General features: G+C 43.5%; 21 protein-coding genes. 5 read left to right on the top strand and 16 right to left on the bottom strand.

The window, feature by feature from the left end:
- Positions 1-128: 128 nt before the first annotated feature.
- From GGR02_RS09405 to GGR02_RS09370, 8 genes are all read right to left on the bottom strand, one after another.
- Positions 129-2234, bottom strand: a complete 2106-nt coding sequence (locus GGR02_RS09405; RefSeq protein ID WP_183184476.1) for a methyl-accepting chemotaxis protein — start codon at positions 2232-2234, stop codon at positions 129-131.
- Positions 2235-2395: 161 nt separating this feature from the next.
- Positions 2396-3562, bottom strand: coding sequence for a sugar ABC transporter permease (locus GGR02_RS09400; RefSeq protein WP_183184475.1), 1167 nt, complete (start codon positions 3560-3562; stop codon positions 2396-2398).
- Positions 3563-3564: 2 nt separating this feature from the next.
- On the bottom strand, positions 3565-5073 hold the full coding sequence (locus tag GGR02_RS09395) for a xylose ABC transporter ATP-binding protein (RefSeq protein WP_183184474.1): 1509 nt from the start codon (positions 5071-5073) through the stop codon (positions 3565-3567).
- Positions 5074-5139: 66 nt separating this feature from the next.
- Positions 5140-6222, bottom strand: a complete 1083-nt coding sequence (gene xylF / locus GGR02_RS09390; RefSeq protein ID WP_183184473.1) for a D-xylose ABC transporter substrate-binding protein — start codon at positions 6220-6222, stop codon at positions 5140-5142.
- Positions 6223-6412: 190 nt separating this feature from the next.
- A complete protein-coding gene (locus GGR02_RS09385; protein WP_183184472.1) occupies positions 6413-7651 on the bottom strand; it encodes a response regulator in 1239 nt (412 codons plus the stop codon).
- Positions 7644-9080, bottom strand: a complete 1437-nt coding sequence (locus GGR02_RS09380) for a sensor histidine kinase (protein WP_183184471.1) — start codon at positions 9078-9080, stop codon at positions 7644-7646. Before GGR02_RS09380 ends, GGR02_RS09385 begins: the two co-directional genes overlap by 8 nt.
- A complete protein-coding gene (locus tag GGR02_RS09375; protein WP_183184470.1) occupies positions 9077-10063 on the bottom strand; it encodes a sugar-binding protein in 987 nt (328 codons plus the stop codon). The genes GGR02_RS09380 and GGR02_RS09375 overlap by 4 nt, the downstream gene beginning before the upstream one ends.
- An 81-nt stretch (positions 10064-10144) precedes the next feature.
- Positions 10145-11827, bottom strand: a complete 1683-nt coding sequence (locus tag GGR02_RS09370; protein ID WP_183184469.1) for a methyl-accepting chemotaxis protein — start codon at positions 11825-11827, stop codon at positions 10145-10147.
- Between the two features lie 250 nt (positions 11828-12077).
- Here GGR02_RS09370 and GGR02_RS09365 point away from each other — a divergent pair, with 250 nt between their 5' ends.
- On the top strand, positions 12078-14627 hold the full coding sequence (locus GGR02_RS09365; RefSeq protein WP_183184468.1) for an EAL domain-containing protein: 2550 nt from the start codon (positions 12078-12080) through the stop codon (positions 14625-14627).
- A 31-nt stretch (positions 14628-14658) separates the two neighbouring features.
- On the opposite strand, the gene glpK is transcribed toward GGR02_RS09365, so the two are convergent.
- The 3 genes from glpK to GGR02_RS09350 all read right to left on the bottom strand — a co-directional run bounded on the left by glpK (position 14659) and on the right by GGR02_RS09350 (position 17144).
- A complete protein-coding gene (gene glpK, locus GGR02_RS09360; protein WP_183184467.1) occupies positions 14659-16149 on the bottom strand; it encodes a glycerol kinase GlpK in 1491 nt (496 codons plus the stop codon).
- A gap of 151 nt (positions 16150-16300) precedes the next feature.
- Positions 16301-16711, bottom strand: a complete 411-nt coding sequence (locus GGR02_RS09355) for a sporulation protein (RefSeq protein WP_183184466.1) — start codon at positions 16709-16711, stop codon at positions 16301-16303.
- 181 nt (positions 16712-16892) lie between these two features.
- Positions 16893-17144 carry a hypothetical protein gene (locus GGR02_RS09350; RefSeq protein ID WP_183184465.1) on the bottom strand — a complete coding sequence of 84 codons (252 nt, stop codon included), beginning with the start codon at positions 17142-17144 and terminating at the stop codon, positions 16893-16895.
- A gap of 315 nt (positions 17145-17459) precedes the next feature.
- Between GGR02_RS09350 and cspD the strand changes: the two genes are divergently transcribed.
- Both cspD and GGR02_RS09340 read left to right on the top strand, forming a co-directional pair.
- Positions 17460-17660: a cold-shock protein CspD gene (cspD, locus tag GGR02_RS09345; RefSeq protein WP_027408825.1), complete on the top strand. Its 201-nt coding sequence runs from the start codon at positions 17460-17462 to the stop codon at positions 17658-17660.
- Between the two features lie 195 nt (positions 17661-17855).
- Positions 17856-18110 carry a DUF2564 family protein gene (locus GGR02_RS09340; RefSeq protein WP_183184464.1) on the top strand — a complete coding sequence of 85 codons (255 nt, stop codon included), beginning with the start codon at positions 17856-17858 and terminating at the stop codon, positions 18108-18110.
- 26 nt (positions 18111-18136) lie between these two features.
- On the opposite strand, the gene GGR02_RS09335 is transcribed toward GGR02_RS09340, so the two are convergent.
- A complete protein-coding gene (locus GGR02_RS09335; protein ID WP_183184463.1) occupies positions 18137-18346 on the bottom strand; it encodes a zinc-finger domain-containing protein in 210 nt (69 codons plus the stop codon).
- Entirely contained in the window at positions 18339-19019 is a 681-nt protein-coding gene (locus tag GGR02_RS09330; RefSeq protein ID WP_183184462.1) for a ribonuclease H family protein, read from the bottom strand. The genes GGR02_RS09335 and GGR02_RS09330 overlap by 8 nt, the downstream gene beginning before the upstream one ends.
- 183 nt (positions 19020-19202) lie before the next feature.
- On the opposite strand from GGR02_RS09330, the gene GGR02_RS09325 reads away from it, so the two are divergent.
- Positions 19203-20120 carry a DMT family transporter gene (locus tag GGR02_RS09325; RefSeq protein ID WP_183184461.1) on the top strand — a complete coding sequence of 306 codons (918 nt, stop codon included), beginning with the start codon at positions 19203-19205 and terminating at the stop codon, positions 20118-20120.
- Positions 20121-20179: 59 nt separating this feature from the next.
- On the opposite strand, the gene GGR02_RS17530 is transcribed toward GGR02_RS09325, so the two are convergent.
- The 3 genes from GGR02_RS17530 to GGR02_RS09315 all read right to left on the bottom strand — a co-directional run bounded on the left by GGR02_RS17530 (position 20180) and on the right by GGR02_RS09315 (position 21197).
- The gene (locus tag GGR02_RS17530) at positions 20180-20311 is read right to left on the bottom strand and encodes a hypothetical protein (protein WP_260175046.1); all 132 of its coding nucleotides are present in this window, start codon (positions 20309-20311) and stop codon (positions 20180-20182) included.
- Positions 20312-20381: 70 nt separating this feature from the next.
- Positions 20382-20678, bottom strand: a complete 297-nt coding sequence (locus GGR02_RS09320) for a DUF6123 family protein (protein ID WP_183184460.1) — start codon at positions 20676-20678, stop codon at positions 20382-20384.
- A 57-nt stretch (positions 20679-20735) separates the two neighbouring features.
- Positions 20736-21197: a divergent PAP2 family protein gene (locus GGR02_RS09315; RefSeq protein WP_183184459.1), complete on the bottom strand. Its 462-nt coding sequence runs from the start codon at positions 21195-21197 to the stop codon at positions 20736-20738.
- Between the two features lie 141 nt (positions 21198-21338).
- Here GGR02_RS09315 and sspL point away from each other — a divergent pair, with 141 nt between their 5' ends.
- Entirely contained in the window at positions 21339-21473 is a 135-nt protein-coding gene (sspL, locus tag GGR02_RS09310; protein WP_183184458.1) for a small, acid-soluble spore protein L, read from the top strand.
- The last annotated feature ends 7 nt before the right edge of the window (positions 21474-21480 follow it).

Genomic DNA, 21480 nt, shown 5'->3' with positions numbered 1-21480 from the left:
TCTTTTTATTATTTCAACAATTTTTCTCTTTTATTCCACCAGTAATATATAAATTGAAACCAAAACCAATCATTTCGTTATTTTGCCATAAAAAATTCTCCCTTAGCCACGCTAAGGGAGAATGCGTTCTACAGTTTAAACTTCTCCACCGCTTCAAATAAGTCTTGCGCTTTGTCGTTAAGCGATTGTACGGAAGAAGAGATTTCTTGCATCGACGCTAACAGTTGTTCGGAAGCGGCGGCGACCATTTGTGTTTGCTGGCCTGATTCTTTCGAAATGTGCTCGGTTTCTTGAATCGTCGCAGACAGTGACTGGAGCGATGTTTCCATCAACGAAAGTCTTGAGGACACATCGTTAATTTGTTCGGTGACGTCATATGTTGCTTGTAAAATTTTCCCGAAAATCACGCCTGTATGGTTTGCGACTTCCACCCCTTTTTCCGCCTCTTGTAAGACGTGCTCCATCGCTGTCATTGAATGGGACGTATCGTGTTGGATTTCGCTCAACAGCTGATGAATTTGTTTCGCAGATTGCGATGATTGTTCTGCGAGTTTCCGCACTTCATCCGCAACGACCGCAAAGCCGCGTCCGTGCTCGCCAGCTCTTGCCGCTTCAATTGCCGCGTTTAACGCCAACAAATTCGTCTGTTCGGCAATCGCAGTAATCATTTGCGTCATTTGACCGATATTATTCGAACGTTCATGAAGCGTTTGAATAAGGTGGGACGACTGCGAAACGAGTTCGTTCACATTCGCCATTTGCTGAATCATTTGTTGCACCGAATCGCTCCCACTTTGTGCTTCGTTCGTCATCGCGACAGAAGAAGACGCCACTTGTTTCGCGCGATCCGCAATATAGTGGGTATCATGAAGCAACTCTTGAATCGATTCAGTGTTTTGTTCAGCATGTTTCAGTTGTTGCTCAGCGCCAACGGCGACGTTTTCGATTGTTGTTGCTACTTGTCCAGTCGCCTGCATCGTTTCTTCCGTAATCGCTGTTAGTTCTTCCGACGCTGCCGACACTTCTTCTGTCATTTGCTGGTTAACGGAAATAATCGCACGGAACGATTCAATGAGCTCGTTAAACGACTGGGCAATTTGCGCAAACTCGTCGTTCGTCCGAACATTCATTTTTACCGTTAAATCGCCGGTTGCCGCTTGTTTCATCTTCGCTTCGATGAGCGTAATATGATGGCGAACCGAAAAATAAAATGCCACAAACAAATAGACCATCAACACCGACGCAAGCACGATAATCGAAATCGTTAGCCATTTGCTCGTATTTAACGACTCATAACGATCGTTAATTCGCTCTGCTAATAACTTCATCATAAATTGTTCCATGTTGTATAGCTTTTCATGGGCGCGATTCGTCCGTTCGTACAGCTCGTTCGGTTTTATGGATACTTGTCCAACCATTAAAAACTCTTTGTTCATCATGCCCGACATGCTAATGACTTCGGTCATCGCCGTGCTTTTATATTCATCAAATTTGTTTTGCAACGGCTTATCGTTCATAAACATGAGCGACGCCGAGTGGTTGAGCGAGTTAAGCGAATTGTCAATCGCATTTAAAAAATACGTCATTTTTTGCTGGTCCATCTCGTAAATTTGTGTGCTAAACGACATTTTCACACCGAGCGCTTGCGCGGAGCTAATCAGTTCCGTTAGCGCGGGAATTTTTTCGACCATCAGGCGCGATAAATAGTTGTTATCAATGTTGCTATCGAGCGTTAAATTGGAGCGATCAGCTACTGTCATCATCATTTCTATTAAATTATTGATAATAATGTTATGGCGCGACACCGTTTCGTCCATCGTATACGTTTTCCAGCCACTTTTCATTTGTTGCCAAGTGTTTGAAAAATCTTTCCATTGTTTTTGGATAGCAAACGGGTCATTCTCTCGTTGTTGCATCGTTTGCACGTGCTTGATGAGCTGTTCTAATTGTTGCTCCGCTTTTTTCGCCTTTTGTTCACTCGCTGTATCTCCAGACAAGTAAAGCAACGTCGCTTCTCGATGTTGTTGCAACGCCTGCAATCCTGTGAAAAACTCTCCCATATATACTAAACCTGTCTTTTCATGTTCAACAAACGCTGCCTTTTCCCCTAATGAGCGAATGTAAAACGTACCAATTGTTGCAAGCGAAAAAATAAAAATCGTAAATAAGAGCATAAATTTTTTTCCGAATTTCAATCGGTTTAATAAAAGCGACCCCGGCTGAAACAGTTGCATTTTCTTCCTCCTTGCCATCGTCTTTTTATGAAAATTAAGATTACTTTTTATTTTATCAAAAAAGCAACAAAATGAAAAATACTATTTTTGTGATAAAAATATAATACCCCCGCCCATCAACGATCAAGGGGGGATGATCTTGATGAACGAGGGCTATGCAATTAATGAGTTTGTTTTTTCCGGCTTGCGATATCCATCCATACTGCTAAAATTAAAATACTTCCTTTTACAATATATTGCCAAAATGTTTCCATTCCTAATAGCGACATGCCGTTATCAAGCGATGTCATGACCATCGCCCCGATAATCGCACCAACAATTGTTCCCGAGCCGCCCATTAACGACGTCCCGCCGATAACGCAAGCGGCAACAGCGTCTAACTCATACATTTGCCCTGCGGAAATCGTCGCTGATGATAGGCGAGCAGTTAGGACAAGTGCCGCAATGGCTGACAGCAAACCCGTAAAGACGAACAACATCATCGTATGGCGTTGGATGTTAATCCCTGACAACCGAGCTGCTTCGGAGTTGCCGCCGATGGCATATACGTGACGACCGAATGTCGTTTTCGTGGCGATAAACGTGAAAATGAGCGCAAGCGCAATGACGAAAATAATCGGGAACGGAATTCCTTTATAGCTATTCATCGTAAAAACGAACAAGACGATTAATGCGCTAATCGCTGCTACTTTCGCAATATCAAGCGAAAGCGGCGCAACGGAAAAGCCGTATTGCAGACGGGACTGCCGCTTTTTCCATGTCATAAATACAACCGCGGCAACTGCTACAATAGCCAATACTAATCCAAAACCGCTTGTAAAATACGCGCTTCCTAACGCGATAAAATTCGCATCGGAAATAGAGATTGTCGTTGATTTCGTAATCCCCATTAGCACTCCACGGAAAATCATCATCCCACCGAGCGTGACGATAAACGCTGGAATGGCGCGATATGCGACAAGCCAGCCTTGCAACATCCCAATTAATGCCCCCGCAACTAGCGTACCAATAATGACAACGCCTGTTGGAAGTCCCATCCAGTTGCTTAAAATTGCGGCAATGCCTCCTGTTAAGCCGACGATCGAACCGACAGATAAGTCAATATGACCTGCGACAATGACAAGCACCATGCCGATTGCCAAAATCGCTGTCACCGACATTTGCGTAAACAAGTTCGAAAGGTTACGAGCGCTTAAAAACGTATCGTTTAAAAAGCCGAAGAAAATCCAAATGGCTACTAATGCGCCAATCATCGTATAGGCGCGAATATCAATCTTACCAAATAACGGTTTGCGTTGACGTTCATGGACGACTGCTTTTGCTTCCATGGTCATTTCCCTCCTGTCGCCGCCATCATAATGTTTTCTTGTGTCGCTTCTTCATGGGTCAATTCTTTTACAAGCTTCCCTTCACGCATGACGTAAATGCGGTCGCTCATTCCTAATATTTCTGGAAGTTCAGACGAGATCATGATAATCGCGACCCCTTCTTCCGCTAGCTTGTTCATTAAATGGTAAATTTCATATTTTGCTCCAACGTCAATACCGCGTGTCGGTTCGTCTAAAATTAAAATTTTCGGTTTCGCCATGAGCCATTTTGCCAAAACAACTTTTTGCTGGTTGCCGCCGGATAACGTGCCAACCGGTGTTTCTAATGAAGCGGTTTTCGTTTTCAATTCATCGACATATTTTTGGCTCCATTTTAATTCTTCGTTTTGGTTAATGACTTTCCATTTGCTAATCGCTGCTAAACTAGCAAGCGTCGTATTATTTTTGACGTCCATGCCAAGCACTAGTCCAAGCCGCTTCCGGTCTTCCGTCACAAGGGCAATGCCGGCGCGAATTGCATCTTGCACCGAGCGAATATGCACTTGCTGTCCTTCAATCCATACTTCGCCTTCCGCTTTTCCTTCATACGCGCCAAATAAACTCATCGCCAATTCCGTCCGTCCAGAGCCCATCAACCCAGCAATACCGACAATTTCCCCTTTGCGGACGGTCAAGTGAATGTTTTGATTTACTTTCATCGGTTTATCTTTATGCCAAACCGAATAGTTTTTCACTTCTAGTACGACTTCTTTTGGCGTTCGCTTCACGTATGGGTAACGTTCTGTTAACTCGCGACCGACCATCAATGATACGACTTCGTCTTCGTTCGTTTCCGCCCGCGATAATGTCGCAATCGATTTTCCATCGCGTAAAACAGTGATAGAATCTGCAAGGCGAAACACTTCTGGCATTTTATGAGAAATATAAATACAAGCAACCCCTTGTTTGCGCAATTGCTCTAAAATGCCCATTAAAATTTCAACTTCACTTTCCGTAAGCGCGGCTGTCGGCTCATCTAAAATTAAAATTTTCGCTTCTTTCGAAAGTGCTTTGGCGATTTCGACAAGCTGCTGCTGCCCGATTCCTAACGAGTGAATTTTCGTTTGCGGAGAAATGTTTAAGCCGACTTTTTCCAGCCATTTTGCTGCCTCGTAATACAATTCGTCCCATTGAATAACACCAAACTTTTTCGGTTCACGACCGAGAAAAATGTTTTCACCGATTGTCATTTCTTTCACAAGCGCAAGTTCTTGGTGAATAATCGCAATTCCAGCTTTCTCCGCATCGACAATGTTGCGAAACTCCATTGGCTGGCCATCGATGCGAATTTCACCTGAGTACGTTCCGACTGGATAAAGTCCGCTCAACACTTTCATTAACGTCGACTTACCCGCACCGTTTTCGCCGCAAAGGGCATGAATTTCTCCCTTTTTCACTTTGAAACTGACACGGTCGAGCGCTTTTACACCGGGAAATTCTTTCGTGATTTCGCTCATTTCTAACGCATACATTCGTTTCACTCCCGTTGTATCAATCTTGAAAACGAGGGGTGACGATGCGTCAGCCCCTCACGTTATTTATTGTTTTGGCCATTGATCTTTTGGCACGTTTTTATATACGTCTTCTAATTTTTGATAGCCATCTTTAATGACTGTATCTAAAATGTTGTCTTTTGTGACAGCGATTGGGTCAAGCAATACAGAAGGAACGTCGATTTTGCCGTTTGATACGGTTTGGTTTGTTTCGATTTTCTCACCTTTTGCAAGCGCAACAGCCATTTCCGCTGCTTTTGTCGCAATCGCTTTAATTGGTTTATAAACGGTCATTGTTTGTGTGCCTTCGACAATGCGTTGAAGCGCTGCAAGCTCTGCATCTTGACCAGAAACTGGTACTTTACCAGCTAATCCTTGTGCTGCTAATGCTTGAATAACACCACCAGCTGTTCCGTCGTTCGCTGCAACAACTGCTTGAATGTTGTTGTTGTTCGCTGTTAACGCGTTTTCCATGTTTTTCAACGCTTCTTCTGGCTTCCAATCTTTTGAGAATTGGTCGTAAACGATTTTAATATCGCCTTTTTCTTCTAACGGTTTTAAGACGTTCATCGCTCCTTGACGGAATAAGTGCGCGTTATTGTCCGTATCCGCGCCGCCGATGTATACGTAATTTCCTTTCGGTGCTTTTTCAACGATCGCTTTTGCTTGCATTTCCCCGACGCGTACGTTATCGAACGATACGTAGTAGTCAACGTCGGAATTTTTAATTAAACGGTCGTACGAAATAACAGGGATGCCTTCTTTATGTGCTTTTTCAACAATCGCAGCTGACGCTTCTGCATTATGCGGCACGACAACAAGTACATCGACACCTTCCGAAATAAGCTGTTCTGCTTGGCTTAACTGAGCGGCATCGTCGCCATTCGCCGCAAGCGTTTTCACTTCTGCGCCGAGTTCTTTCGCTTTTGCTTCGAACATTTCTTTGTCATGTTGCCAACGTTCTTCTTTCAACGTGTCCATTGAAAAACCGATAACGATTTTGTCGTCTTTTTTCTTTTCTTCTTTTTTCGCTGTGTCATTACCGGAAGAAACGACACCGCACGCAGTTAATGCGGACGCTAGCACAAACGTCGCTGCCCCTTTTGCTGCACTTCTCCACCACTTCACTACATATTCCCCCTTTAATGAATTCTCGTATTGACAAATTAAGCATACCACGAAAAAAGAAACCGCTTTCTTTCCATCTTCTTCACTTCTTTGTCACACCATCGCACAAATAAAGCGCTTTCTTTCTGAAAATGAAAAAAGAACTAGCATTTTTTTGTGTTAGAACAAAAAAGTGCTAGTTCTCTGAATGTTATGAACGGCTGCTATATTGCTGCCGATATTCTTTCGGAGTGAGGGTTGTCCATTTTTTAAAGACGCGGCTAAAGTAGTTCGGGTCTTTATAGCCGACGTCATAGCAAACTTCTTTTATATTTAGCCGCTCGTCACGAAGTAGTTCTTTCGCTTTTTCGATGCGCAATGTTGTTACGTAGTCAATAAACGTTTGTCCTGTTTGTTTTTTAAATAGTTTGCTAAAGTAATGCGGCGTTAAATGGACAGACGCTGCTACTTCTTCTAACGAAAGGTCACGGTGATAGTTTTCGTGTAAAAACGCTTCGACTTGCTCGATCATCGACTGATGTGTCTCAATCGCCAGCGGGTTAATTGGCTCGGCGCTTTCTGTTAATGGGACGTCATGAATGTGCTGCACACGGCTAAACGATGGTAAATAGTAAAGCGCCAATGCCGCTTCTTTATACGATTGTTTTAACCCATCAATGCCGCTTTGAATCGTACCAATCCCCATTTTTATCGGCGTCTGCGCTAGTTTTTCGAGCTGTTTCAATAGCCGCTGAGCGAACGGAATCGTTTTTTCTTCCCCGTCATCCGTTGCTTGGAAAAAGAGGGAAAAATGGTGGCCAACGAGCGGGCTGCATAAACACTCCCCGACGCTTTTGGCGTAGTCCCTCATTTGCTCTAATACTTGCTTTTGTTTCGGTAGCGCCTCTAGCTGAATGGCGACGGCAAAACCTTTATGGAAATCGAGTGGGGCTTGCTTCGGATCAAAATCGTCAATTCTCCCCATTAAAAACAACGTAAACGTCGTTTCGCTTAACGTGTAAAGTTGTGCTAGTTTTTCTTTTGTTTCTAATTGTGCGTCACGCATCTTTTTTTCCGTCGCAATCTCTTCGGTCAGCTTGTTTAATACGGCAACAATTTGCTCTTTTTTCACCGGTTTTAACAAATATTCGTTGACGCCTAACGAAATCGCTTCTTTTGCATACGTAAAATAGTCATAGGCAGTTAAAATGACGATTTTCATCGCTGGATACGTTTTTCGGATTTCCGCAATCGCCTCCAATCCGTGAATACCAGGCATTTTAATATCCATGAAAACGATGTCCGGCCGCTGCCGCTCCACTTGTTGGATGGCGCTGCGCCCATTTTCTGCATGAAAAATGAGAAACTGCTCGGGAAGCATTCGCTGAATCATAAGCTCTAATCCTTCCCGCTCGAGCGGTTCATCATCGGCAATAAGTAGCTTATACATTCACATCCCCACCTCTCCTTCTTGGCAACGTCAAGACGATAGTTGTTCCTTTATTTGGTTCACTATGAATTTTCACGAGTTTTTCAATTCCATAAAATAGTTGTAACCGTCGTAATACGTTCGACATGCCAAGTCCGGTCGAATGCCCTTTTTTCGAAAACGAGTAAGATGACGAGCGCAAAATTGCTTGGCGAACGTCTTCTTCCATACCGACGCCGTTATCAGCGATCGTAATGCGAATATAGTTTTTGCGTGGACGAATCGCCAGTTGGATGACCGCTCCTTCCTCCATCCCTTCAATTCCGTGCACGAACGCATTTTCTAGTAACGGCTGAAGCGTTAAACACGGAATGACTTGGTCAAGGCACGTTTCATCAATGTCGAGCTGGAACGTAATACGGTCGCGAAAGCGTGCTTTTTGGATCGAAAAATATTCTTTTGCATGCTCGACTTCGTCACGCAACGTCACCGGTTCATCGAGTTTGCGCAAATTGTAGCGCAACAAATTCGACGTTGATATCGTTAGCTCGCTCGTTCGTTCCGCCCCTTCAATATACGCAAGCTTCGAAATGACGTTTAACGTATTAAATAAAAAATGGGGGTTAATTTGGCTTTGGAGCGCCTTTAGTTCTAACTCACTCACCAACTTTTCCTTTTCTAGCATTTCCATGTTTTTGGCGATGAGTTGGCGCAAGTTTTCCATCATTTGCTGGAACGTTCGGCCGAGCAGCCCCATTTCGTCATTTCCGTCTAACAATGGAATGTGCGTTTCTAAATCGCCCGCTGATATTTTTTTCGCCGCATCGACGAGCCGGCGGATTGGAATAACAATGGTACGTGACAGCCAAATCGCAAACACAATGCTTAATACCGTCGTTAACACAAACAGCGTCCCACCAAGCTCATTCATCCGTCCGACATTGACAAGCATTTGTTTATACACAGGTTGATACGTACTTAGCTCTAAATCGACAAGCGTTTGGCTGTCTTCACGAATAAAACTAGAAATTTTTTCAATTTCGTTATACGAATCGGCATAATCAGCAAATTGTCGGTTGTTCAGTTTACGAACAATCGATTGTTCTAACTCAAGAAATTCATGAATCATATTTTTATAGTTTTCAAGCGTTAGTGCATCATTTCCTTCTAAATGATGGGCAAGAAGTATTGTTTGCAATCGTTCTAGTTCTTTTTGATGTGCTGTTAACAACTGTTGGCTCGTTTCATCTTGATGAATTAAATAGCTGCTCAAAAATCGTAAATTTTCTTGCGTTTCCATCGATAGCTGTTTGTATAAAAAAATGCGTTGCATCATGACGTCGTAGCTTTCTTGCACTTTTTTACCGCTTTGAAAAATGAAAAAAGCAATAACATTTAACAACAATACGAGCAGCGGGATGAAAATAAACAATTTCGTGCGAATTTTCATTTCGTTCCCTCCTGCTCGATGTTTGTCGCATCGACAATTTCTGTTGCCGTAAAATATTCGTTCGCAATCGGTTTCCCTGCCAAATGTTCCACCATTAATTTGACAGCAGAAAATCCCATATCGTACGGTTTTTGAATGACTGTCGCTACAATTTTTCGTTGTTTAATCGCTTCTAACGTTTCTTCGACATCGTCAAAACCAAAAATTTTAACATCTCGACGATCTAAATTTTTTGTTGCCATTAAAATACCGATTGCATCTAACGCGCTCGTGCCAACCATTACGGTAATGTCCGGATGTGTTAGCAACATTTTTTCTGCTTGAATCGATGCTTGAATGCGCGAAATGTTCGACGCGGAAACAACGGTGATGGACAGCTCTGGATGTTGGGTGATAATCGACTGAAATCCTTGCAAGCGTAGCTGTTGGTTTGCTGATGTTTCGCTACCGATAATAACACCAATTTTATTTTTTCCTGCAACGCGCGACGCAACCGCTTTGCCGAGCAGTTGCCCTGCCTCAAAATTATTCGTACCGACGTACGCAAGGCGATGGCTTTTTGGGGCGTCTGTATCGATTGTAATGACTGGAATGTTGCGAGCCATCGCTTTATTAATGAGCGGCGTAAAACGGGCATCGTTTAAGCTTTGGACAATAATGCCGTCCACTCCGGAAGCAATCGCTTTTTCTAGCAGCTTCATCTGCTCATCCATGCTTGTCCTTAACGGTCCTATGTACTCGACGTTCACATGATATTGCTTCGCTGCTTCTTTTGCACCTTGTTCGACTTTACGCCAATACGGGTTGTCAAACTCTTGGGAAATGAGCACAAAATGCGGCAACGATTCCGCCTTTTTGCTCGTCTGTTTTAGCTTCTCTACCGTTCGTTCCATCTCTTGCGTCGCCGCGACAAAGTGAAAAAGCACGTAAAGAAAGAGAAAAAATAACACTATTAAACTAATCGTCCATCGTTTATTCGTCATAACATTCACCTAGTTTTACTATAATTCGTTTTGGAAACGGTTACAAGTAAAAAGTAAGACTGCTCGCTTTCGCGAACAGCCTTACACTGTAAATTGGCGCACCGTTTGTTGCAAATGATCAGAAATAGCATTTAGTTGTTGGGCGGTAGCGGCAATTTCTTGCGCGGAAGCGGTCAATTCTTCCGTAGATGCAGTTACTTCTTCCGTTGCCGCAGAGTTTTCTTCTGCCACTGCACTAATTTGTTCGACTTTGCCAATGACGTCATCTTTCGCCTTCACAATTTCCCCCATCGCTTCATCCGTCCGGTTTAGCAGTGGGGCAATTCGGCTAATGGAGGCAAGAATATCGCCAAACGAGCGAACCGTTTTTTCGACGGCACCTGTTTGTCGGTCAATAAACTGCTTCACTTGTTGCGACGTGTTTGTCACGTTCGAGGCGTCTGTTTGAATCGAAGAAATAAGCTGGACGATTTCTTCTGTCGATCGTTTAGCTTGTTCAGCAAGTTTGCGCACTTCATCGGCAACAACTGCAAATCCTTTTCCAGCTGTTCCAGCGCGCGCTGCTTCAATCGCCGCATTTAATGCTAATAAGTTCGTTTGTTCAGAAATCGTGGAAATCATTTCGGTAATATGGCTAATTTGTTGCACCGATTGTGTTAAATTCGCTACTTTTTCCACGACTAAATCAAACGCCTGTTTCATTTCGTCAATGGCGGCAATCAGTGCGTCCATTTCTTGTTTGCCGATATCTGCTTTATCGGCCGTACGGGTCGTTTCCTCTTTCACTTTGCCTAATTCAACATATACATTTTCCACTTTTTGTGTTAAGTATGCGAGGGAATGCGCGATTTCGGTCAAATCGTTCGCTTGATTCGCCGCCCCTTCCGCTACTTGCTGCATCGTCGACGCCACTTCTTCGGTCGAGGACGACATTTGTTCCGACGTCGCCGCTAAGGTATTCGCTTGATTTCCGACGCTTATCGATTGCTGCTGAATGTTCGTTACCGCTTCCTTCATTTTCGTCTGCAATTCATTTAATGCTCGCAGCATTTCGCCAAATTCATCGTTAGAAGTAAGCAATTCGTTTGGAAACTCGGTCGTAAAGTTTCCTGTTGCCATCGTGTGTATATAATTTTTCGCAGCAGTTAACGGTTTCATAATCCGCATGGAAATAAGAAGATGGTACAATCCAATCCCAATCACTAGTGAAATGAGCGAGATAATGATAATTTTCCAAATTACAGCGTTCACATCTTTGTTCACCACTTCTTGTGGGATACCAACAAAAAACATGCCAATGACGTTACCGCTATCATCTTTAATTGGCAAATAACTCGTAATATACGGTGTCCCAACAACATCTGCTGTTCCGATGTAATCATGTCCTTGTTTCAGCACCTCTTGCACGACCACTGCCGCTGCTTTTGTACCAATTTGCCGCTCCCCGTTTTTTTCAACCGTTGTCGCAATTCGTTCGTCGCCTAAAAAAATGGTGCTGTCAGCATGTGCCATTTGCTTGACGTAATCAACAAGTTCGTTGTTTTCGCGTACTTTTATTTCCCCTTTATACAGCTCGCCGTCTTTTAGTTGCCAGCTGCCTTCGTACTTCGCATCCATCAATTGCAACGCCATTTGCGCATCCATACTAATGACTTTATGGGCAATTAATGACTGGAATTGAAAATAAATAACGACATTAATAATCGCGATCAAAATGACTACCGTTACAATATACATCGACACAATTTTCCCGCGCGTTTTCATCTAAGTCCCTCCTATTCTTTATGTGAACAAACGAACATTTTTTATTTTAGCAAAAAATAACAAACTATGCATTGGTTTTTTATTGTATAATAGAATTTGACTACGTTACATATCACTTCTTGTTTTTTCGACAAAAAACAACAAAAAATTAAATATTTTCGACAAAAAAATCGACAATTTTTTCATGATACGTGGTAATATAGTAATAGTCAATAATGGCTATATTTTCATAGAATGGAGTTGCTCACTCATGCATTTATCGCCGTATATTCCATTTTATTTTTGGATGCCTGCGATGCAATTTATTTTAGACATAGATGGACATATATTGGATGTGAACGAATTTGCCGCTCGGTATTTAGGATACGAACGCGAACAGTTAATTGGCCAATCTGCCTTAATTGTCGTTCATCCGGATGACAAAGAAAAAGTAACAACGCAACTGAAACAGCTTCGTGATGGCCAACTCGGCGACATGCACCATTTAGAGTTCCGAAAAATAAAAAGAAACGGCGAAATCATCTATGTGCAAGAAACGATGTATCGAATGGTAACAGAAGACAGCAAGACGATTTTTCTCGTTTCTTGTCATAACGTTTCGGCAGAAAAAAAGACGAAAGAGTTGCTTGCGGGACAGAAAAAAATTTTAGAATTCGTCGCAAAAGAAATGCCTCTCTCCTATATTTTATGCGAAATTACCCGCACCGTCGAAACGATTCGTCCTCATCTCCTTTGTTCGATTTTACTATTAAACGACGAAACGAACCGGCTTTATCATGGGGCAGCGCCAAGTTTGCCAGAAAAATATATCGAAGCGATTAACGGTTGCCAAATCGGCCCTGAAGTCGGGTCGTGCGGCACCGCTGCCTTTCGCAAAGAGTTCGTCATCGTTTCTGATATCTCCACCGATCCGCTTTGGCAGCATTATAAAGAAGTAGCGCTCGCGCACGGGCTGCGGTCGTGTTGGTCGCTTCCAATCTTCTCATCCACAAAAAAAGTCATCGGGACGTTTGGCATTTATCAGCGCGACGTCAGTATCCCGCAAGAAGAAGATTTGGAAGTTGTTTCTACGTTTTCTGCCCTCGCTGGATTAGCGATTGAACAAGCGCAAATAAAAAACGATTTGCAAGAAAGCCGCCAGCATTATCAGTCGTTGTTTGAATATAACAAAGATGCCGTCTTTTCGCTTCATTTAGATGGAACATTTTTTGCGGTGAACCGCGCAGCGGCGCAGCTAACTGGTTATCCGCGCCATGAACTATTGAAAATAACACTTCATGACTTAGTCGTGCCAGATGATTTGCCAAAAGTGCTCGATGTGTTAACAGATACAGCAAACGGTTATTCTCGCCATCTCGATTTTCGCCTTCGCCATAAAAATGGAACGGTATTATATATTAATGCAACGCCCGTTCCTGTATGGATAAATAAAAAAATCATTGGTGTATCGATTATTGCCAAAGACATTACGGAGCGAGTCGAACAAGAACAGCGCGTTCGCGAGCTAGCATATTATGATCCGCTCACAAAATTAGCGAATCGCCGGCTATTTTATGACAAAGTAAAGAAAGCGATTTCCGAAGCGAAACAGCATAACAAAACGGTGGCACTTTTATATATGGACATTGACCGGTTTAAATACGTGAACGATTCGCTCGGTCATACGATCGGCGACCGCGTATTGCAAACGATTAGTGCACTTATTCAAGAAAGAGTCGGGCAAAAAGGAACGGTCGCACGGATGAGCGGCGATGAGTTTACCGTTGTGCTGCCAAATCTCCAATACCAATACGAAGCGATCGATGTGGCGAAACATATTTTGCGCGCTTTTCAAGAACCTGTTCGGCTTGATGAATTAGAGCTTTTTCTTACCGCAAGCATCGGTATTTCGTTTTATCCATTCCATAGCGACGATGTCGATACGTTGTTGCAATATGCGGACATGGCGATGTATGAAGTAAAGCGGAAAGGAAAAAACGATTATTTTGTGTATGAAGAGACGCTTTTGCAACAGAAATTGCCGAATTTGATTTTATTAAGCGATTTGCATAAATCGATTCAAAATAATGAGTTGTCTGTTGTTTACCAGCCGATTATTGATGTGCAAACGAAAAAAGTAGAAGCGATGGAAACACTCGTGCGCTGGTATCATCCTGTGCACGGCCATGTTTCCCCTGGACAGTTTATTAGCTTGGCAGAAGAAACAGGGTTTATCGTCACAATGGGCGAATGGGTGTTACGTCAAGCGTGCGAGCAACATGCGGTGTGGCGGAAAATGGGGTTCTCGGTGCGAATGGCGGTAAATATTTCTGTGAAAGAGCTGCTTGACCCGCATTTTGCGAAGCGGATTGAGTGGATTTTGCTGGAGAAACAACTATCGCCAAATGCGTTAGAGCTCGAGATTACAGAAAGTATGATGATTTATCACGAATCGGTCATTTTAACGAATTTAACGCGGTTGAAAGAAATGGGCGTAAGGCTTTCGATCGACGATTTCGGGACAGGTTACTCATCGCTTGCTTATTTGAAGCGGCTGGAAGTGGATACAGTGAAAATCGACCAGTCGTTTATTGCCGACTGCCCACATTCGTATTATGGAAGTGTCATTACAAATACGATTATTTCGCTTGCCCATCATTTAAGAATGAACGTGATTGCAGAAGGAGTGGAGACTTTAGAGCAGCTTCGCTATTTAGAAGAAAGAGGCTGCCAAGAAGCGCAAGGCTATTTATTTAGCGTGCCGCTTCGTGCGGAAGAAGCAACACAATTATTACGTCATGGGATTCGGCATCTAAAATAAAGAGGAGGTCGCAACCGACCCCCTCTTTTGTTTATTTAAACGCCATTGCGGCTTTGACGGCTTTTTTCCATCCTTCGTATAAAGCCGATTGTTGGTTGCTCGGCATTTGTGGTTCAAACGCACGCTCTAATTGCCATTGTGTGGCAATTTCTGATCGGTCTTTCCAATAACCGACGGCAAGCCCGGCTAAATAAGCAGCGCCAAGCGCAGTTGTTTCGTTAATGACTGGGCGCTCCACCGGCACACCGAGAATGTCGCTTTGAAATTGCATAAGGAAATTGTTTTTCACCGCACCCCCATCGACACGCAACGTTTTTAGCGAAATGCCGGAGTCTGCTTCCATAGCGGTGAGAACATCTTTCGTTTGGTAAGCGAGCGATTCTAATGTCGCGCGAATAAAGTGCTCTTTTGTTGTACCACGCGTGAGACCGAACACGGCACCACGTACATCGCTATCCCAATATGGTGTTCCTAAACCGACAAAAGCTGGAACGACGTATACGCCGTCTGTCGACGCCACTTTTTCCGCATACGCTTCGCTATCTTGTGCTTGCTTAATCATTCGCAAACCGTCGCGCAGCCATTGAATGGCAGAGCCAGCGACGAAAATGCTTCCTTCTAGTGCATATTCGACTTTTCCGTCAATCCCCCATGCAATCGTTGTTAATAACCCGTGTTGAGATTGCACTGCTTTTTCGCCTGTGTTCATTAACATGAAGCAACCAGTGCCATACGTATTTTTGGCCATTCCTTCTTCAAAGCATGCTTGCCCGAACAGCGCTGCCTGTTGGTCACCAGCCGCCCCAGCAATTGGCACTTCTTGACCAAAGAAATGATACGGTACCGTTTTGGCGTATACTTCCGAAGATGGGCGCACTTCTGGAAGCATCGATTTCGGAATGTCTAATATTTCTAAAATGTCATCGTCCCATTTTCGTTCATGAATGTTAAATAAAAGCGTTCGCGACGCATTCGAGTAGTCAGTGACATGGGCTTGGCCGCCAGAGAGTTTCCAAATGAGCCACGTATCGATCGTTCCGAACAATAAATCCCCTTTTTCCGCTTTTTCCCGCGCTCCTTCGACGTTGTCTAAAATCCATTTCACTTTCGTTCCCGAGAAATAAGCGTCAATTAATAAGCCTGTTTTGGCACGGAATAGTTCATCATATCCTTGTTGCTTCAACTGCTCGCAAATGCCAGCCGTTTGCCGTGATTGCCAAACAATGGCGTTATAAACCGGCAAGCCAGTATGTTTATCCCAAACAACGGTCGTTTCGCGTTGATTCGTAATACCAATAGCAGCGATTTGCTCTGGTTTTACGACAGCCTCTGACAACACTCCGGCAATAACCGCTAAAATCGAACCCCAAATTTCATTCGCATCATGCTCCACCCAGCCTGGCTTTGGAAAATGTTGCGTAAACTCTTTTTGCGCAATATGCACAATCTCCCCTTTTCGATTGAACAAAATCGCCCGCGAACTCGTCGTTCCTTGATCTAGCGCAAGAATATATTGCTCCATAGGCATTCCTCCCTCTACTACACACCAAAAATACAAACCCCACACATCTCCTCCATTCCAGAGGAATATGTGTGGGTCTCCGAATCTCCGCCACATTTATTAACTTGATTATAATGATAAGGCGTTTTGTAAGCGTTGTCAATATAAGTTTTTAAATTTTTTTCTCTTTTGGCACAATTTGAATATAGTCAAAATCGAGCGTGTCGATGGCGTCTTCGATATGCAAACGAGTAATAAACCGATATGAAACACCTGGCTGGGACGGTGCGATTTCAGCTGGAAGCTCGTAGCGAAACGGCAATATTTTCGTCTCCTCTTCTTCGATGACGAATTCTCCTGCCACTGGAATTGTCGCAATTACTGTATCTTCTTCTTTCCCATTGCGTGTTATTTTGCAAACGAAATCCACATCAAGCTTTTCAATTTTCTGATCGACCGTTCCGCCGCAAATATAAAGCTCTCCTTCCATCACATCTCCCGGCTGTAATACATGTCTATTTAAACGCAAGTCGACATACGCCGAACCGACACCTAATTTTGACATCATTTTTCGCAACAACATATTTCTTCACCTCTTGTCTATCTCTTATTCATCATACGCATGAAACAGCCATGCGTTTCACTCATTCGAAAAAAAGAGAAAAAGACCTATGCCTTTTTTGGCAAAGGTCCGCTAAAAAAATGATAACGCTTTCAACATGGCTTACCTATAATTTATTCCATCATCCCCCATTTGTCAACTGTTATTCGTAGACATTTTCGTTTTCAATCACATAATCAACCCGAATGACCGGAATGTCATGGTTTTCTACTTCCGCCACAATTAAGCCGATATGATCATGAAAAATCCCGAACGTCCGTTGCCCTTTTTTAAACGCCGTTTCTCCATAAGAAAGCACAGCATGATACAGTTTATGGTCATCTGCATATTGCGACTTTACTTTTTTCCCTAAATGGATAATCACTTCTTTTCCGTTCATCGTTCCGCGATACATACGACTCCTCCTCTCCTATTACCAATGTATGCCACTCGCTAACTATCTATACATATTTATTCGACAACTTCTATCCATTTCCCTGCCGTTCAAACGAATGCCAAAAAATTTGCAAATTTTTTCTGAATTTCATCTGCTTTTCCTTGACGATGCCGTTTCATTAGTGTATAGTAAAGACATCATTTAACAGAATATATTTCAACCGATGCAGCATGAAGCACTCACCTTAGACTGCTGTGGAGTATATTCCGTTATTTGATAAAAATTTTTAAGCTAGCCGTAAGGTGCTAAAGGTATTAGGAGGAATTAAGTATTATGCAAAACGGTAAAGTAAAATGGTTTAACAACGAAAAAGGCTATGGGTTCATCGAAGTAGAAGGCGGAGCGGACGTATTCGTTCACTTCACAGCAATCCAAGGAGAAGGCTACAAAACATTAGAAGAAGGTCAAGAAGTTTCTTTTGAAATCGTTCAAGGAAACCGCGGACCACAAGCTGCGAACGTCGTAAAATTATAATTAAGCGCTCGTTGACATATAAAGGCGCTCGCCTATCGGCAAAACTCGCTTGTAAAGCAAGCTAATGGCGCCTAAAAACATATAGGAAAGACGAGATCAGGCTGGCATACGCCAGCCTTTTTCTTATGGAATTTGTACAATGCCATACATATTTTCATGCCGGCAACAAACACTACCCTCTAGGAGGTGGGTGTAATGGAACTTCACACTGGCTACAATGATTTGAAACAGCTTGAAATGTTTGTCGACACGGCGCAAAAAATGGTCGGTTCGGCAACGATGAGCCTCGACCGCGACATGCTCGCGGAAGCTAAACAATCAATTACGAACGCCTATGAACAATTAACACGCATTCGTAGCGAACGAACGGGCGTCGATGACTCGTTCCTCGCCAAATGCGAACAGCGATTGAAACAAGCCGAACATCAACTAAACGAAGCGCTGCAGTAAAAAGGCTGCCCATTAAGGTCAGCCTTTTATCGAGAAACCGCCAATAACATTTCTCCGTACCCTTTTATCTTTTCCCCAACCGTACACTTCGTAATGCAAAACGACTGCGCATACGTTTTTCCGATTTCTTTGCGAAACGTAGCTTTTAGAAAACACCCTTCACAATACGAATGATGGAGGTCGTTTAGTTTTTCTAATATTTCTTTTCGTTTCGAAAGCTTTTCTTCTTTACTCATCACTGTCGTTCCCTTTCTTTGCAAGCTCGATCGTACTCGTAACCATTTTCCCCTCGAGCGCTTGGCTCGCCAGCTGATCCGCTTCTTTATTTTGTTTGCGCGAAATCGGCTCATAAATCGGCTGAATGCCAAGCTCGTTTAGTTTCTCCTCGATGCGGTCAAGCCATGCACTCGACTCTTTTTCAAAACACGGCCACGCCCCAGATAACTGATTGAGCACAACGTGCGAGTCGCCGCGAAAAACAACAGGCAAATGATGCACCCCGAGCTCCTCTAACATCTGCACTAAAAACCAAAACGCCGCATACTCCGCCTCGTTATTCGACGTCAGTTGCCCTAGCCGTCGATTCGCCCGCAGACGATACGGCTGCTGGTTTTGTTTGTAATAGACAACCGCTCCGACTCCTGCCTCTTGCGTTTCTTTATCGAATCCCCCATCAAAATAAGCAACAATATCATGTGGCTCTGTTTCAATTTCTTGTAATAGTTTGGCTAGTTCTTTTTTCGTCCACTCGGTATTGCGCCGGTCAATAAATACTAATTCTTTCACGCGCCCCGTTTTTTCCAAATCTTCCGCTAATAAAAGCGCTTTTTCCGCCGGGAGAAGGTCAGAAGTGAACACCACTTCTTGTTTTTTCGGCGTTATGTACGTCCACTGAATGATTACGTCCACTGTTCGTCATCCTTCCACCATCATTCTTCTTTTTATTATACAACAAACCTTTCCCAAACATAACTACTCCCCCGTTTTTAGAAAAAAGGATGGAAATTTTCCGAAAATGATGGTAAAGTAACATTAGTTTCATTTAGATTTACGTCTATATTTTGTCATTTATGTATATGAAAGGGATGAAAAATGAAAAAACAATGGGGTGCTGATGTTAGTTTACTTTTCGTTGCATTTGTCTGGGGGGCGACGTTTGTCGTCGTGCAAAACGCCATTTCTTTTTTGCCGCCACTTTCGTTTAACGCTGTTCGGTTTTGGCTCGCAGGAATTTTTTTGCTCGTTTGGGCATGCCTCTTTCATCGCCCGTTGCTTCGGTCGATCAACCGACCAGTACTCATTGCCGGAGGATGGATGGGCGTTTGGCTTTTTAGCGGCTACGCGTTACAAACGATTGGGTTGTTATATACAACGTCCGCAAACGCAGGGTTTATTACGGGGCTTAGCGTCGTTATCGTTCCGTTTCTCGCCTTCCTTTTTCTAAAACAAAAACCGACCGCCAACGCCGTACTCGGGGCGATGATGGCGACGGTCGGCTTATATTTTTTAACGGTGAACGGCGGAGAATGGTCCATCAACCGCGGCGATTTATTCGTCTTTTTTTGCGCCATTTCGTTTGCCTTCCATATTGTCATTACCGGAAAATATGCCAGTCATTATCCGGCACTATTATTAACGATCGTACAAATTTTTACTGTTGCCGTGACATGTTCTATTTTTGCCGTTCTATTTGAAGAACCGACATGGAATTATGCTATTTTCGCGCGCAAAGAAGTGTGGACAGCACTGCTCATTACGTCGTTATTTGCTACTGTCGCCGCCTTTTTAATTCAGACGAATTTTCAAAAATATACGACCCCTGCCCGCGTTGCTCTTATTTTTTCGATGGAACCAGTATTTGCTGCTATCACTGCTTATATTTGGGCGGGCGAACGGCTTTCAGCATTCGACCTCATCGGCTGTAGCGGCATTTTAATCGGCATGGTCATCGCCGAACTCCCGCTTTCCTTATGGCTAGAAAAGCGGCGGAAAAACGGGTTCACTTTATAAACCATCCTCGCATCGCTTGAGGATGGTTTTATTCGTGAATAAATCCTCAGGCGTGTTGATTAACCATTAAAAACCAGTTGAAATCGCTCTATTCCTAGCTTTTCTGCCGTAGTCGGCAAGCGGTTCGCTTGCCGACTGGGAGTATTAGCATGCCCTCCTCGAACAATGAACGCTTTGCGGGCAAATGACATTTGCCCGCCGGCGTTCTTGTTCGAGGGAAGAGGCAGAAAAGCTTGTGTTCAGTCAAATGATTCTGTGTTTTTAGTAAAATAATGGATAATCAACACTCGTGATAAATCCTTTTTCTTTCATAAACAAACGCGCTTGTTGGCGCGTTGTAATTTGCTGTTGCTTCCACTCCTCTAATAACGCAAGAAAAAAACTCCCATCAAATTGGCGCTGCACTTTCAACGTCCATTCAAGCGCGATAATCGTCAGTTCGTCGCTTGCCTGCGCATATTGTTGTCCAAACTGCACGAAACGAAATACGTCTTCCTCTAAACGAAAACCTTTGCTTTCAAGAAACGCAAAATATTGCGCGATCGTTTGCTTCCCCATACTCTCTCTCCCAACTCATGTAGTCGCTTTCATCTTATCGCATTTTTTCGACGATGGCTAGCTTTTTCGAGCGAATACATACGACAAGAAACCTGTTGCCATTCCAAGCAGCGCCCCGCCAACGACCTCAATTGGTTGATGACCAAGCCGCTCGCGAAGACGTGCCTGCTTTTTCTCATATAGCGTTTCTTTCGGGTTTTGCTCGAGGCGCATTACATCTTCCGCCAACTCATTGAGGCGAATCGCCAGCTCCCCTGCTTGCCGTCGCACCCCTTGAGCGTCATACATGACAATTAAGCCAAAAAGAGCCGCGAGCGCAAAATCAACCGTTCGTATCCCACGCTTCAACGCAATAAACGTTGCTAGCGACGAAACGCCTGCGGAGTGGGAGCTTGGCATCCCACCCGTTTCAAAAAAATGCGCCCAACACCACTTTCCAGTCTCCCATTTTTTCAACGGGATTTTTAAAAATTGGGCAAAGGCAATCGTCCATAATGCTGTTTTTAACGCACGATTCATCGTCTTCTCTCCTCCCTATAGAAATGTTGATATATCAAGGTTTCTTGCATCTTATGGTTGCCAAAAAAATATTTTCGACAAAGCTTTCTTAAACATAGTTTTTCACCGATAGGCAACGATATCCATAAGGGGGTGAAAACAATGGCGAAAAATGGTGGAAAAAATCGCGGAACGAAAGCACCAGGCGTTAATCCACAAGGGTTCGGACAAGACGGATGGACACCTGACCCAAAAAGCGAATTAGAAAATGCGGCAAAACGAAGCAATAAAAAATAGTCTTTTT

The organism is Anoxybacteroides voinovskiense, from assembly GCF_014196205.1.
Classification (GTDB): Bacteria; Bacillota; Bacilli; order Bacillales; family Anoxybacillaceae; genus Anoxybacteroides; species Anoxybacteroides voinovskiense.
This window is presented reverse-complemented; position numbering and strand designations above follow the sequence as displayed.